This window comes from Arthrobacter citreus (genome assembly GCF_038405225.1).
GTDB lineage: Bacteria > Actinomycetota > Actinomycetes > Actinomycetales > Micrococcaceae > Arthrobacter_B > Arthrobacter_B citreus_A.
Genome location: NZ_CP151657.1, coordinates 2,307,925 through 2,322,505, shown reverse-complemented (window position 1 = coordinate 2,322,505; position 14,581 = coordinate 2,307,925). Strand labels below are relative to the sequence as shown.

General features: G+C 65.3%; 10 protein-coding genes and 1 tRNA gene. 8 read left to right on the top strand and 3 right to left on the bottom strand.

The features are described 5' to 3' along the window. Positions 1-93: 93 nt before the first annotated feature. A complete protein-coding gene (locus tag AAE021_RS10735; RefSeq protein WP_342022324.1) occupies positions 94-1,176 on the top strand; it encodes a transglycosylase family protein in 1,083 nt (360 codons plus the stop codon). A gap of 47 nt (positions 1,177-1,223) precedes the next feature. Here AAE021_RS10735 and AAE021_RS10730 read toward each other — a convergent pair whose 3' ends face one another. Next, positions 1,224-2,477 carry a helix-turn-helix transcriptional regulator gene (locus AAE021_RS10730; RefSeq protein ID WP_342022322.1) on the bottom strand — a complete coding sequence of 418 codons (1,254 nt, stop codon included), beginning with the start codon at positions 2,475-2,477 and terminating at the stop codon, positions 1,224-1,226. 260 nt (positions 2,478-2,737) lie between these two features. Here AAE021_RS10730 and rsmA point away from each other — a divergent pair, with 260 nt between their 5' ends. Genes rsmA through AAE021_RS10715 form a run of 3 tightly spaced genes read left to right on the top strand, consistent with a single transcriptional unit; the run spans position 2,738 to position 6,631 of the window. Further along, positions 2,738-3,655, top strand: a complete 918-nt coding sequence (gene rsmA / locus AAE021_RS10725; protein WP_342022321.1) for a 16S rRNA (adenine(1518)-N(6)/adenine(1519)-N(6))-dimethyltransferase RsmA — start codon at positions 2,738-2,740, stop codon at positions 3,653-3,655. Between the two features lie 53 nt (positions 3,656-3,708). After that, on the top strand, positions 3,709-4,689 hold the full coding sequence (locus AAE021_RS10720; RefSeq protein ID WP_342022320.1) for a 4-(cytidine 5'-diphospho)-2-C-methyl-D-erythritol kinase: 981 nt from the start codon (positions 3,709-3,711) through the stop codon (positions 4,687-4,689). Between the two features lie 58 nt (positions 4,690-4,747). Then, entirely contained in the window at positions 4,748-6,631 is a 1,884-nt protein-coding gene (locus AAE021_RS10715) for an ABC-F family ATP-binding cassette domain-containing protein (RefSeq protein WP_342022319.1), read from the top strand. Positions 6,632-6,766: 135 nt separating this feature from the next. Here the strand turns inward: AAE021_RS10715 and AAE021_RS10710 are convergent, their stop codons facing one another. Both AAE021_RS10710 and AAE021_RS18090 read right to left on the bottom strand, forming a co-directional pair. Then, positions 6,767-9,571: a VCBS repeat-containing protein gene (locus AAE021_RS10710; protein ID WP_342022318.1), complete on the bottom strand. Its 2,805-nt coding sequence runs from the start codon at positions 9,569-9,571 to the stop codon at positions 6,767-6,769. A 205-nt stretch (positions 9,572-9,776) separates the two neighbouring features. Beyond that, the gene (locus AAE021_RS18090; RefSeq protein ID WP_425362391.1) at positions 9,777-10,850 is read right to left on the bottom strand and encodes a TetR family transcriptional regulator; all 1,074 of its coding nucleotides are present in this window, start codon (positions 10,848-10,850) and stop codon (positions 9,777-9,779) included. A gap of 154 nt (positions 10,851-11,004) precedes the next feature. Between AAE021_RS18090 and AAE021_RS10695 the strand changes: the two genes are divergently transcribed. From AAE021_RS10695 to AAE021_RS10680, 4 genes are all read left to right on the top strand, one after another. Next, positions 11,005-11,076, top strand: a tRNA-Gln gene (locus AAE021_RS10695). Between the two features lie 156 nt (positions 11,077-11,232). Next, on the top strand, positions 11,233-12,669 hold the full coding sequence (gene glmU, locus AAE021_RS10690) for a bifunctional UDP-N-acetylglucosamine diphosphorylase/glucosamine-1-phosphate N-acetyltransferase GlmU (RefSeq protein WP_342025383.1): 1,437 nt from the start codon (positions 11,233-11,235) through the stop codon (positions 12,667-12,669). Then, positions 12,669-13,652: a ribose-phosphate diphosphokinase gene (locus tag AAE021_RS10685; protein WP_152222066.1), complete on the top strand. Its 984-nt coding sequence runs from the start codon at positions 12,669-12,671 to the stop codon at positions 13,650-13,652. Before glmU ends, AAE021_RS10685 begins: the two co-directional genes overlap by 1 nt. Before the next feature lie 291 nt (positions 13,653-13,943). Then, the gene (locus tag AAE021_RS10680) at positions 13,944-14,552 is read left to right on the top strand and encodes a 50S ribosomal protein L25/general stress protein Ctc (RefSeq protein ID WP_342022317.1); all 609 of its coding nucleotides are present in this window, start codon (positions 13,944-13,946) and stop codon (positions 14,550-14,552) included. Positions 14,553-14,581: the final 29 nt, after the last annotated feature.

Genomic DNA, 14,581 nt, shown 5'->3' with positions numbered 1-14,581 from the left:
TTATCCCCGTGCCCGGACGCTCTTAACGGTTGGAATTTCGTGGCACATGCATTCGTGAGGCGTGGGGTAAAACTCACCGGGCAGGCTGTCGTAATGGTTGCCCTCATCCTGGGGCTGGTGGCCTTTATCGGCACCAACAAATCCGTTTCCCTGACCGTTGACGGTCAAAGCACCGACGTGATGACCTTTGGAGGCACTGTCGCCGAGGTCCTCCAAAAGGCCGATGTGCAGGTCACCGCTGCAGACCGCGTGAGCCCGGCTCTCGGCGAGGAGGTCACCGACGGAACCGCCATCGAGGTCTTCAAGGCAAAAACCGTGGACCTGACGCTGGACGGCGAAGGCCACACGGTCAGCACCACCGGCCAAACCGTGGCCGATCTCGTGTCCGAGCTCCGCGTCGCATCCAACTCCGCCGTCTCGGCTTCCTTGGACACCGCCCTGACCGGGCTCGATGACCGGCTCTCGATTTCAACCCCCAAGACAGTCACCATGGTCCTGGACGGCACGTCCTATGACCGCCCAACGACGGCGGGAACCGTTGCCGAACTGCTGGATGAAGCGGGAATCACCCTCGCAGCAACCGACCGGCTGACTGTCCCCGCAAGCACGGCCCTGGTGGACGGCATGGCCCTGAAGGTCACCCGCGTGCAGCCCGGAGAGCCGGAGACCGTCACGGAGCCGGTGCCGTACGAATCCACCGAAGTACCGGACCCCAACCTGCTGGAGGGCGAGAAAAAGGTCACCGCCAAGGGAACCCCCGGCGAGATTGTCCGCGTTTTCAGCACCGTCCTGGTTGACGGCGTGGAAGCCAGCCGGACCCTGGTCAGCGAAACCGTGGCCCTGCCGCCGGTTGAGGAAAAGATTGCCGTGGGCACCAAGAAAAAGCCTGCCGCTCCCGCACCGGCTGCGCCCGGCGGAGCCGCACCCTCCGGAGGAAACTGGGCCGCGCTGGCGCAGTGCGAGTCCAATGGAAACTGGCACATCAACACCGGCAACGGGTATTCCGGCGGACTGCAGTTCAGCGTTTCGAGCTGGCTCGGCGCAGGAGGCGGCCAGTATGCGCCGATCGCCGCGGAAGCAACCCCCGAACAGCAGATTGCCGTCGCCGAGAAACTGCGCGCCAACGGCGGATGGGGCCACTGGCCGGCATGCGCCGCCAAGCTGGGCCTGCTCTAAGCCAGCCCCCACGCTCAGCAGCTGGGATACCGGACCGGGACCTGTCATCAGGCCCCGGTCCGGTTCGTTAAGCCCACCGCATGTCCGGTCCGTGCCTCCGCCGCCAGCCGGCCGGCATGACCGGCACGGTCCACTGCTCCCGCGGCCCAGAAAGCGGCCGCGCTCTTGTCCAACAGGTCCACAGCCTCCCGGGACCTCCCCAGTGCCGCTACGCTGATCGCCAGATGCAGGGCCACTTCGCCGGCATCCTGCAAGGAGAGCGAGTCCCGGTGCCCGTACACATCACCGAGCACACGGGCGGCCGAAGCATGGTTGCCGCTCAGCTGCAGCCACCGGCCGCGGCTGTGCTGATTGGTCAGTGCCTCATCCTCGGTGCCGCCCACCACCGAAAGCGCGGTTTCGGCATGCACCATGCACTCCCTGGTTGCGTTGTCATGAAGTCCTTCGGCCAGCCGCATCGCAGCCGAGGCACGGTTAAAGGCAGCCCATACCTCCAGGTCCGCATCGGGCGTCAGCAACGAACCGGCCTTGGTGTGATGGCGGACCCCGGCGGCCAGGTCCCCCCGGCGGAAGGCGACGTTACCCACGGCCCAATACCCCTTGCCGCTGGTCTGGCGGTCTGAAGTGGCCTCCAGCAGGGGGAGCAGGAGGGTTTGGCAATGTCCCCAGGCCTCATCCTGGAGGCCGCTCTCCGAAAGAGCCGCAATCAACGCCTCATACACTTCAATTAGCTGACCGGCGCCAATCCGTGCGGACAGACCCAGTTCCAGGGCCCGCCGGGCGTGGCCCACCGCTTCCGGAAGCCGCCCCGATCCCTGGCACGCCGTGGCCAGCAGGGTCTCCGCCTGCGGGCGCAAAGGCTGTCCTTCGGCGGCCAGCGGATGCAGCGCCAGCATTTCCGCCTCGGCCATGCACTCCGGATACCGGTGCACCCTGCGCAGGCAGGCGGCCGCGAGGAACGTCAGCTCCCACCAGCCCATCGGGTCTCCCTCGGCCAAGGCCGTGTCCGCAGCCTGCTGGGAGTATCCGCGCGCCGCCGGGTAATTCCGCTCATCCCAGGCCTGCGCGGCCGAAAACTCCAGAAAGGTCCGGCTGTCCTCCCCGGGGCGTGGCTGCGGGAAACCCTGCACGGCGGTCAGCCGTTCCGCCAGCAGCCGGACCGCCCCGCCCACCGGCTCCCGGCGTCCCTTTTCCAGCTGGGAAATATCCCGGGGCCGGAACATGTCACCACCAAGCTCCGCCTGGGTCAGCCGCCGGTCCATGCGCACGGTTTGCAGCCGTTTTCCGAAGGTTTTGCCCATTGTCATTTCCGCCGATCTCGGGCCGCGGGACACTTGGAATGTGCCTCCGCGCAAAATGCTACCGAGCGGCTTCCGGGGGCGGCAGAGTGCATGCCCATTCCGGAAGGAAACACGATGAAGAGGATCCCGCGCCCGGCACGGACATCGACGGCGGTCGGAAACTGGCCGGACTGACGGAGCCGGTCCTGCCCGCCGGAGTAACCGCCGGCGCACGCGCTCCCGCCCGGAACCGTGGTGGTGCGCTCGGCTAGTATTACTCAGTGACTGAATCCGTTTCCTCCTCCCGTCCTCCGGTAAAACCGCTGCTGGGTGCCACTGATATCCGCGCCCTGGCTGACGAGCTGGGAGTGCGGCCAACCAAGACTCTCGGGCAGAACTTCGTCATTGACGGCAACACCATCCGCCGGATCGTGGCTGCCGCCGGCGTTGGCCCCGAGGAAACGGTGTTGGAGGTGGGCCCCGGCCTGGGTTCACTCACCCTGGGACTGCTGGACGCCGCCCGCTCGGTTGTCGCCGTCGAAATCGACCCGGTACTCGCCGAACGCCTGCCCGCGACCGTCCAGTCCTGGCGGCCGGAGAAAGCAGACCAGCTCCATGTGGTTCTGGGCGACGCGATGCGGATCACCGAACTGCCGGTCGAGCCGACAGCGCTGGTGGCCAACCTGCCGTACAACGTGGCAGTGCCCGTGGTGCTGCACCTGCTGGAACGGTTCCCCTCCCTGCAGCACGGACTGGTCATGGTCCAGGACGAGGTGGCGGACCGCCTGGCCGCGGTTCCCGGGTCCAAGGTCTACGGAGTGCCCTCGGTCAAGGCAGCCTGGTACACCACCATGCGCAAAGCCGGCGTGATCGGCATGAACGTCTTCTGGCCGGCCCCCAAGATCGCTTCCGGGCTGGTTGGATTCACCCGTCACGAACCGCTGCAGACCACGGCCACCCGTGAAGAGGTTTTCGCCGTGATCGACGCGGCCTTCGCCCAGCGCCGCAAGACGCTGCGCGCAGCGCTGTCAGGCTGGGCCGGCAGCCCCGCGCAGGCCGAAAACGCGCTGGTGGCGGCCGGGGTGGATCCGAAGGCCCGGGGTGAAGTCATCGACATCCACGCCTTTGCCCGGATCGCTGAAGCCAAGGATGCCGCACCCGCAGCCGGCGGCGGCACTGACGGCGCGGCATCCCTCTAGTTCCAGCTCCCCGCATTAACGGCGAGGGTGGCCCTTCCTCTAAGTTGGAAGGTATGAGCGCAGTGAACTCTCCCCCCGTACAGGTTCCGGCCGCGGCACCGGCTTCCGTGCTGGTCCGCGCCCCGGGAAAGATCAATGTGTCCCTGCGGGTGGGGCCGCTCCGCCCGGACGGCTACCACGGTGTCGCCAGCGTCTACCTGGCCGTGTCACTGTTCGAGGAGATCCGGGCCACCGTCACGGACGGACCGGGCGTCACCGTCACGGTGGACAGTGACGGCGCTTTGCAGGTCCCCGTTGGCGAAATTCCCCTGGGCCCGGACAACCTGGCCGCGCGCGCAGCTGCAGCGCTCGCACCCTACGCCGAGAGTCCCACGGGAGTGCATCTGCACATCACCAAACGTGTTCCGGTGGCCGGAGGCATGGGCGGAGGATCGGCCGACGCCGCGGCGGCGCTGGTTGCCTGCGACGCGCTGTGGAACACCCGCCTGTCCCGTGAGGAGCTGGCCGGCATCGCCTCCGGCCTCGGCGCGGATGTTCCCTTTTCGCTGCTCGGCGGCATCGCCGTCGGGCTGGGCGTGGGGGACCGGCTCAGCCCGGCCATTTCCAAAACTCCGCTGCACTGGGTTCTGGTTGCATCCGACGCCGGCCTCTCCACCCCGGCCGTGTATGGCGCGCTTGATGAGCTCCGCGGGGAGCAGCAGCTGCAGACCGCGGAACCGGAAGAGGTGGATGCGAAGATCCTGACCGCTATGCGTTCCGGGAATGCCCGGGACCTCGCAGCCGTTATTTCTAATGACCTGCAGGCAGCGGCGCTTCGCCTGGCCCCGGAGCTCGGCGGACTGCTGCAAACCGGAGAGCGGCTCGGCGCCCTCGCCGGCATGGTGTCCGGTTCCGGTCCCACAGTGGCCTTCCTTGCCGAAGACGCCGCCGCGGCGTCGATCCTGGAAAGTGCCCTGCGCGCTGAAGGACACCGCGCGCTGGCGGTCGAGGGTCCGGTTCCCGGAGCAAGGCTTGCTGACGCCGTCGGCGGCTGATTTTTTCCACACCGCAGAACAACGACAAATTCCTGACATCACAAGAAAGTAGTACCGATTGGCACACCTGCTTGGTGCTGAGAACCTCAGCATTTCCTTTGGCACCCGCACAATCCTGGACGGGGTTTCCCTGGGCCTGGAAGAGGGGGACCGCATTGGCGTTGTCGGCCGCAACGGCGACGGCAAGTCCACCCTGATGCGCCTGTTGGCCGAGCGGCAAACGCCCGACGACGGCCGCGTCACCCGCCGCCGTGACGTCACCGTGGGCTACTTGGACCAGTCCGACGTGCTGGACGGGGACCTCACCGTTGGCCAGGCCATCGTGGGCGACGCCGCCGACTACGAGTGGGCCTCCAACGCCCGGATCCGCGACGTCATGAGCGGCCTGATCCAGGAAGTGGACTGGAACGCGCAGGTCTCCTCGCTCTCCGGCGGGCAGAAGCGCCGCGTGGCGCTGGCCAAGCTCCTGACCGGGGACGACGACGTCGTCATGCTGGATGAGCCCACCAACCACCTGGACGTGGAAGGCGTGGCGTGGCTGGCCAAGCACCTGAAGAACCGCTGGCGCTCCGACGCCGGCGGCCTGCTGGTCGTGACCCACGACCGGTGGTTCCTGGACGAAATCTGCACGCGCACCTGGGAAGTCCATGACGCCGTCATCGACCCGTTCGACGGCGGTTATGCGGCGTATGTGCTGGCCCGGGCCGAGCGTGACCGCATGGCCAACGTGGTGGAGGGCAAGCGCCAGCAGCTCGTGAAGAAGGAGCTGGCCTGGCTGCGCCGCGGTGCCCCGGCCCGCACCGCCAAGCCCAAGTTCCGGATTGAGGCGGCGAACAACCTGATCGCCGACGTGCCGGAGCCCCGTGACACGCTGTCGCTGAACAAGATGGCCACCGCCCGTCTGGGCAAGGATGTGCTGGACCTGGAGGAAGTGTCCCTGACCCTGGGCGACACCGACCTGTTCAAGAACATCACCCTGCGCCTGGCGCCGGGGGAGCGGCTTGGCCTGGTGGGCGTCAACGGCGCCGGCAAGACCACCCTGCTCCGCCTGCTCAACGGCGAAATTGAGCCCACCAAGGGCCGGCTGAAGCGCGGCAAGACTGTTCAGACGGCCGTGCTGACTCAGGAGGTCAAGGAACTCGACGAAGTTGCCGACCTGCGCGTCATCGAGGTCATCGAGAACGAGAAGCGCGTGTTCAACGTGGGCGGCCGCGAGCTGTCAGCCGGCCAGCTGGTGGAGCAGCTGGGCTTCTCCGCGCAGCGGCAGTGGACTCCGGTGAAGGAGCTCTCCGGTGGTGAACGCCGCCGCCTGCAGCTGCTGCGCCTGCTCGTGGGCGAACCGAACGTCCTGATGCTTGATGAGCCGACCAATGACCTGGACACCGACACGCTGGCCGCCGTGGAGGATGTGCTGGATGGCTGGCCCGGAACCCTCGTGGTGGTTTCCCACGACCGGTACCTGCTCGAGCGCGTGACCGATCACCAGATGGCGCTGCTCGGCGACGGCAAGCTGCGCGGACTGCCGAACGGCGTGGACCAGTACCTCGAACTGCGCGGCCAGGCTCTGGCAGCGAACTCCTCGGCGTCAACTGCTGCCCGCGGTTCCTCCCAGGCCGCCCGTGCAGCCGCAGCCGGCTCCTCGCGTCCCGGTTCCGGCGGCGGTGTGGCAACGGCCGTGGACTCCGGTTCCGGTGCAACCTCCGGGGCCACCGAGGCCGAGAAGCGGATCGCGAAGAAGGACCTGACCCGGATTGACCGGCAGATGACCAAGCTCAAGGTGCAGATCGAGAAGGTCAACGCCCAAATGAGCGCTGCCACTGAGAAAGCCGGCGGCGCGGACTTTGAGCAGCTGGCGGAGCTGAACAAGAAGCTGCAGACCCTTGCCGCGGAGCAGGACGACCTGGAGCTGCAGTGGCTGCAGGCCTCGGAGAAGCTCGAGTAGGCCTGAATTCCCTCCGCTTTCCCTCCACTTTGGGATAAATCGACCGTTTTGGGATTTCCCTGCCGTGGCGCCACGGCAGGGATTTCCCAAAACGGCAGCAATTTCCCAAAACGGCAGGAAATCCCGGGCCGTCAGTTAGAACCTTTGGGATCCGGCCAGCAGGGAGCCCCGGAGATCCATCGGGTAGCTGATGATGCCGGCAAAACCCGTTTTGTTGGCACTGACGTACTGCAACTCGCCGCTGCGCTTCACGGAGAGCAGACCGAAGTTATCCCTGAAGTGCCCCTGCACCGAGCTCAACGCCGTGGTGTCGCTCCACCCGGCCGAGGCCACCACCGCCGCGGGCCCCTGGAACGGTCCCGTACCGGTGGACGGCTGGAAATAGAGCTTCGTGCCGGACCGGCCGAGCAAACCTTGGCGTCCGGAACCCATGTCGATCATGGTGACGTTCCGGTCTTTCCAGCCGGTGCCGATGCTGTAACCGGCGCCAACCGTGCCGGAGGCATCGATCGGGTGGCGCCGAACCTCTCCCATTCCGTTAACGCTGACAACCGAGGGATAGATGCCCTTCGTCCAGGGACCGACGGTCATGGTTTTCGATTCCCAGCCAGAAGCAACACCGATCGGTTCTTCAAATCCGCCGTTGACCTTGCCTCGGTACAGTTCCAGGACGCCGTTGGACCGCTGGACGAGGATGTCAGGGACACCATCCCCATTCCAATCGGTGACGTGGAAGCTCTGAATGGTGTCCGGGCGCCAGCCGCTGCCCTGGCGGACGGCTGCTCCGTATCCGCCCCCGCCATCGGACGGTGCGATCATCAAGTTGCCGGCTGAATCGATGGTGACGAGGTCTGAGTAAGAGCGGATGGTCGGGTTCGGATCCGTATGGATTTCCGCAATGTGGTTGTCCTGATACGAAATGAAGACCCGACCGTCCGGCATGACGGCCAGCGGAGTGCCGAACCCCGTTCGTCCCAGAACGGATTGGGTCCTGTCCCTGACATCGATGAGCAGCGCTATGTCACCGGAGCTGTGCACGATCTTGCCGGTGCCGGGGATGCGCAGGGCTCTTGCACTCTGGTACCCGGGACGGGCAGCCCGTTCCCGCACCGCGATCGTTTCCAGCAGCACCCCATTGGAAGGGTTCAGCGCCAGGAGACCGTTAATCGTGGCGACGTAGAGAATGTCGTCCAGGAGGATGGGGGAGTACATGTCCTGATGTCCCGGTATGTAGGAAACCCACAGCGTCTTGTCTGCCCGGGCGTCATAGGCAAAAACGCCGGCGTCCCCCGTGTAGTCGTCGACTCCGTACCCTCCACGGGCAGACGTGGTCCCATAGGCAATATCTCCGGAGCCGGCCAGGCCGACAATCGACTGCTCGGGGATAAATTTGTTCAGGACTCTCTCAAGCTCATTATTTACGGGATCAATGACGGCAAGCGCCCCGCCGCGCAGTCCGTATTCCGGGACGGTGCCCGCCAGCACTTTTCCGCCGGCTGCCGCCCACGCGAAGGGACGGGACTGCATATAGGGTTTGCGCAGGGTGGAGATGAGGTCGAATGCCGCGTTTCCTTCGTCTATGCGGTTTCGGTCAAATGAGTAGAGTTTCGCGGAACCGTACGAGCCAATGTAGAGGCGGTTCCTGTCGTACTGCATCAGGTGCTCAATCTGCGAGATGCCCACGGTGCTGGCGGAGCGCCAGCGTGCGTCGGTGGCGGGATCGAGGGAACCGAGGCCATTTCCCTGATAGCCGCCGAAATACAGCAGGCCATGGTCGGAGCCGATGAGGGACTGCACGGCGAAGGAGCCCATGGTGATGTTCGGGCGGATCCGACGAATCTCGGAGCTTCCACGCACGGAGTATTCAGCGACAACCGGCTCGCCCTTATGATTACCGGCGGCCAGAATTCGATCTCCAGTCACCAGGAGGGAACGGGTAAGTCCAATATTCGTCGGGCGCAGAACGGTGTCTGTCATCGTCTTCGTTTCAGTGCGCACCAGAAGGGAATCCGCCACACGCCATACCGCGGTGCCGCTGGGCTTGGAGAACGCGTAGGACGCGGACTCGAGGTCATCTCCCCAGCGGGACTTGACCGGGTCATAAACGTGGCAGCGGGTGATGTTTTCGGAATCCTCGGCGAAAATGAAGAGCTTGTCGCCTCTCACGATGATTCTGTGCACAAAGCCCGTGCCGGGGGCATCAGGGAGCGGGATGACAGTCCGCCGTTCCGGACTTCCCTGCGGAAATGACACTATGTGGGGGTCCTGTGACCCGGTGCCCGCAAATACTGTGTCTTTCCAGATTCCGATGGCTCGGACGTACTCCGTCCGGTCATCGAAAGCGGAGTACGAAGCGAACTTCCCGGAACTCGGATCATAAGTCCAGGTGATCCCTTCGGGATATGAGCCGCCCCAGATCCTGCCCTCAGTGTCGATCTCAAGAGCCCCAACATGGGTGGACACCGGAGCCACCGGGCCGAGCGAGGTTAACTTGCGGCCGACGAAGGACCAGGCGATGAGTTCGCCGCCGGATCCCGCGTAGATAATGCCGCCCGCGGAATCCCAGAGGAGCTTCGAGGTGATCTTCTCCCCTGTGGGCGTCGTGGCCACGAATTCCTGTTTGCCTGTGACGGCGTCGCAAATCTGGAACTGATTGCTGTCTCCGGCGGTTGCGGTGACAAGTTTGGCGGCTCCACCGGGATCCGTGACCAGGAGCATGTCCAGGTAGGACGAAGACTGGAAAACATCCTTGTAGACCTTCTTGATTCCGGCGCCCGGAGCAATGACCCGCAGCCGCGATTCAATGTCGCTCGCCGGCGCCAGCGGCGGGGCCGCCATGGTGGCGGAGGCCGCACCGGGCGGGATCACTGCTGTGAGGAACCCAGTGGTGGCCGCCAGCGATAGCACTGAACGTCGGGTGAGGCTGGCTGGACTGCGCATGTCGTCCTTTAGGGAAACGGCTCGGGAAATTGGGTGTTCCTCCAAGACATTCGTAGAACTACCACGCGTGCCCTTGACCGAAAACAGCAAGGACGCGCAATGACCTGCGGCGGGCCGTGATTCGCAGTGCAACAAGGGGCATATTTCCGAATCTCAGCGTAGCGCACCAAGAAAAGACAGAAAAAAGCGCAGCGGAAACCTGGACTCAGGCTCCCGCGAGCAGCGGCGGCAGGATGTGGTCGCGCAGCAGCGGGGAAATGTCGTCACGGGCCATAGCCTGCGCCGGATCCGCCCACAGCAGTTCTTCGATTTCAGCTGCTGCGGCCGCCGCGCTGCCAGGAACGCCGCCGGTGTCCGGAAGGGTATAGGCAAACAGGCCGGCGTTTATGAAGGTGTTTTCCTCATTGGCTGCCGGGCCGTACCAGGATCCAAGGGATTCCAGCTCCGATTCCTGAACAGCCAGGCCGAGCTCTTCGTGCATTTCCCGCGCCGCAGCGGCGCTGAAGGATTCGCCGGGTTCAAGTTTCCCGCCGGGCTGCATGAATTTGCTGGTGCCGCGCTTGCGGACCAGGAGAATGCGGCCGGCCCCGTCACGGACGAGCACTGCCGAGAGCGTCAGGACAACCGGCGGCGCGGCCGGGTGGGCGGGATCCATATGGAGCTGGGGCTCTTTCTGCAGCCCGGTCAGCCCGTTCCAGGACAGATTGACCAGATGCGCCGCCACCGTTGCCTTGTCCGGGGTCCGCGCATCCAGCCACCACTGGCCCGTCATCGCGACCATCCCCACCAGCATTTGGGCGTACATCCCGCCCACTTCAGCGCTGAGGCCGCGGTTGCCGAACTCCTTGGAGAGGATATGCTCCACGTCGCCGGTGATCCGGGACAGGAGAGTGGCGAACGTGCCCTCGGGCTGCGACGGCGGTGCGTCTCGCACCAGGATCCGGAACCCGTCAGTGTGGTTTTCGATGTAGTCCAACAGCGCGTAAGCGGCCCGTTCAATCAGGATCCGGGGGCCGGCGTCGGCACTGAGGGCTTCCGTGATGACAGCGAGAACCCGGTCAAACTCTCCGTCCACCACCTCGGTGTACAGCGCTTCCTTGGACCCGAAGTGCTCGTACACAACGGGCTTGGAAACACCGGCAGTCGCTGCAATATCTTCAATGGTGGCGCCGTCCAGGCCCCGCAGGGCAAACATGCTTCGGGCCACGTTTATCAGCTGTGCGCGCCGCTGCACGCCGGTCATGCGCAGGCGTGCTCCGCCAGCTGGAATTCTTACCACCACCACAGTCTAAGGCCTGGGCCTTCGGCGGCCGCTTGGCTGCGCGCAACGCCTTCCGCCCCACCGCCGCCGGGCAGGGAAAAGCACTCAAGTCGCGCCGGTGTCCGCCGGCATGGCAAACTAAACTCTTGTGTGCGGGGGGACCTGCACATTTTCCGCCCTGGTGTAATGGCAGCACCCCGGCCTTTGGAGCCGTGGAGTATAGGTTCGAATCCTATGGGCGGAACGGCAGCAGCGCCGGTCCCTATGCCGGCCCGCCCGACCGCCAGCCGTCTCACAACAGGAGCGCTTCTTCGTGACCACCCAGGATGAATCCACCGAAAGTGCCCTCAGCGGCGGACCCGCAGCAGTCATAGTCCTGGCGGCCGGAGCCGGCACCAGGATGAAGTCCCGGACTCCGAAGATTCTCCACCCGGTTGGCGGCACCTCCATGATCGGGCACGCCCTCGCCGCCGCCGAGGCCCTGAATCCCCGGGCCCTGGCTGTTGTCGTCCGGCACGAACGGGACCGGGTGGCGGAGCACGTCACCGCCGCAGCGCCGCGGGCACTGATCGTGGACCAGGACGAAATCCCCGGCACCGGCCGCGCCGTCCAGGTTGCGCTGGAGGCACTGGACGCGTTCGCCGCACTGGAAGGCACCGTCGTCGTCACGTACGGCGACGTTCCACTGCTCGAAGCCGACACGCTCCGCGAACTCGTGGCAGTCCACCAGGTGGACGGCAACGCCGTCACCGTCCTCACCGCGCACCTGGACGATCCCACCGGTTACGGGCGGATCCTGCGCGCGGAAGACGGCACCGTCACGGCCATCGTTGAGCACAAGGATGCCGACGACGCCCAGCGCGCGGTCACCGAAATCAACTCCGGCATCTACGCCTTCGACGCCGCCGTGCTCCGCGGCGCGCTGGCGAAGGTCACCTCCGACAACTCGCAGGGCGAGATGTACCTCACCGATGTCCTGGGCCTGGCCCGGGCCAACGGCGGCCGCGTTGCCGCCGTCGTCACCGGTGACTTCTGGCAGGTTGAAGGCGCCAATGACCGCGTCCAGCTCGCCGCCCTCAACGCCGAGCACAACCGCCGGAACCTGGTCCGCTGGATGCGCGCCGGCGTCACCGTCGTGGACCCCGCCACCACCTGGATCGACGCCACGGTTACCCTCGCCGAGGACGTCACGATCCTGCCCGGCACGCAGCTGCACGGCACCACCACGGTGGCGCGCGACGCCGTCGTCGGGCCGGACACCACCCTCACCAACGTGAGCGTGGGGGAGGGCGCCAAGGTGGTGCGCACCCACGGTTCCGATGCCCGGCTGGGCGCAGGCGCCGACGTCGGACCCTTTGCCTACCTGCGCCCGGGCACCGTCCTGGGTGCCAAGGGCAAGATCGGCACCTTCGTGGAAACCAAGAACGCGGACATCGGCGCCGGTTCCAAGGTTCCGCATCTTTCCTATGTGGGTGACGCCACAATCGGCGAGCAGTCCAACATCGGCGCAGCCTCCGTTTTTGTGAACTACGACGGCGTCAACAAGCACCACACGACCATCGGTTCGCACGTCCGGATGGGCAGCGACAACATGTATGTGGCACCCGTTACAGTGGGCGACGGCGCGTACAGTGGAGCTGGAACTGTGGTTCGCAAGGATGTTCCGGCCGGTTCCCTGGCCATCAACGTAGCGCCTCAGCGCAACCTCGACGGCTGGGTGCTGACCAACCGTCCCGGCACAGCGGCGGCCGATGCGGCAGCCGCGGCCAACGCCTCCACTGCTTCCAAAACCTCTTCCTCAGAAACTGATACCCCCACGCGAGAAAGCGATCATTAATGAGCAGCGAGATCACCGCCCAAGGTGAAAAGAAGCTTGTCCTTGCCACTGGCCGGGCACACCCGGAGCTGGCCGAGGAGATCGCGCGCTGTCTCGACACGGACCTGCTTCCGCTGGCGTCCTATGACTTCGCCAACGGCGAGATCTATGTCCGTCCCGGTGAGAGCGTCCGCGGCACGGATGCCTTCGTGATCCAGGCGCATCCGGCGCCCATGAACAACTGGCTGATGGAACAGCTGATCACCGTTGACGCGTTGAAGCGGGCCTCCGCCAAGCGCATCACCGTGGTTTCCCCGTTCTATCCGTATGCCCGGCAGGACAAGAAGGGCCGCGGCCGCGAGCCCATCTCGGCCCGCTTGATTGCCGACCTGTACAAGACCGCCGGCGCCGACCGCATCATGAGCGTTGACCTGCACACGTCGCAGATCCAGGGCTTCTTTGACGGCCCCGTGGATCACCTGATGGCGATCCCGCTGCTGGCTGACTACATCCGCACCCGCGTTGATGTCACCAACGTCACCGTGGTGTCCCCGGACACGGGCCGCGTCCGTGTAGCCGAGCAGTGGGCCGAGCGCCTGGGCGGCGCTCCGCTGGCGTTCGTGCACAAGAGCCGTGACCTCACCGTCCCGAACCAGGCCGTGTCCAAGCAGGTTGTGGGCCAGGTCGAAGGACGCACCTGCGTGCTGATTGACGACATGATCGACACCGGCGGAACCATTGCCGGAGCCGTGCGCGTCCTCAAGGAGGCCGGCGCAAAGGATGTCATCATCGCGGCCACCCACGCCGTGTTCTCCGATCCGGCTGCCCGCACGCTGGCCGAATCAGGTGCCCGCGAAGTCGTGGTGACCAACACGCTGCCGATCCCGGCCGCCAAGCGCTTCGATCAGCTGACCGTCCTCTCGATCGCTCCGCTGATTGCGCGTGCCATCAAGGAAGTCTTTGAAGACGGGTCCGTCACGAGCCTGTTCGACGGCAAGGCCTAGTCTTCAGCAGCACCACATCTTCTCAGCAGCACCACAGCACCACATCTGCATAAAGCACGCTGCCCGTTCGGACTCCGGTTCGGACGGGCAGCGTGCTGCTGGTAGGATGGTCTGCGATGCCTAGGCGAGGGAGAGGTCCGGATAGATCCGGGCAATACTCCGTTATCGACGGTGGCTGGCAACTTCTGACCGCACGGACTTGGTCTTCGGACAGTCCAGCAGTGCGGCGCTGTTCCCATACCGGCGCCTTCGTCCCGGCAACCACGGAACATCCATAATCAGGAGTTTGAAATGTCTGAGCAGAAGCTCGCAGGAACCGTCCGCACCGAATTCGGCAAGGGTGCTGCCCGCAAGGCACGCGTTGCCAACATGATCCCGGCAGTCATCTACGGCCACGGCGCCGAGGTTATGCACATCCTGCTTCCGGCCAAGGCCACCACGCTGGCTGTCCGCACCTCCAACGCCCTGCTGGAAATCGACGTTGACGGCGAGTCGCACCTGGCCCTGGCCCGCGACATCCAGCGCGACCCGATCAAGCAGATCATCGAGCACATCGACCTGCTGACCGTCCGCAAGGGCGAAAAGGTTGAGGTTGAAGTCAACGTTCACGTTGAAGGCGAACTGGCTGCCGGCTCCTCCGTATACAACCAGGAAGCCAACACGGTCCTGGTTGCTGCTGACGCCACCAACCTGCCCGAAACCATCGTGGTCAGCATCGAAGGCCGCACGGCCGGCGAGCACATCTACGCTTCCGACCTGGAACTGCCTGCCGGCGTCGAGCTGCTGCTGGATCCCGAAACCATGGTCATCAACATCTCCGAGTCCGTTGTCCAGGACCTGGGCGCTCCGTCCGACGAGCAGATTGCCGATGCAGCTGCTGAAGTTGGCGCCGAAGCGTAATCCACTTCCGGGGTCTGCTCCCCGTAACG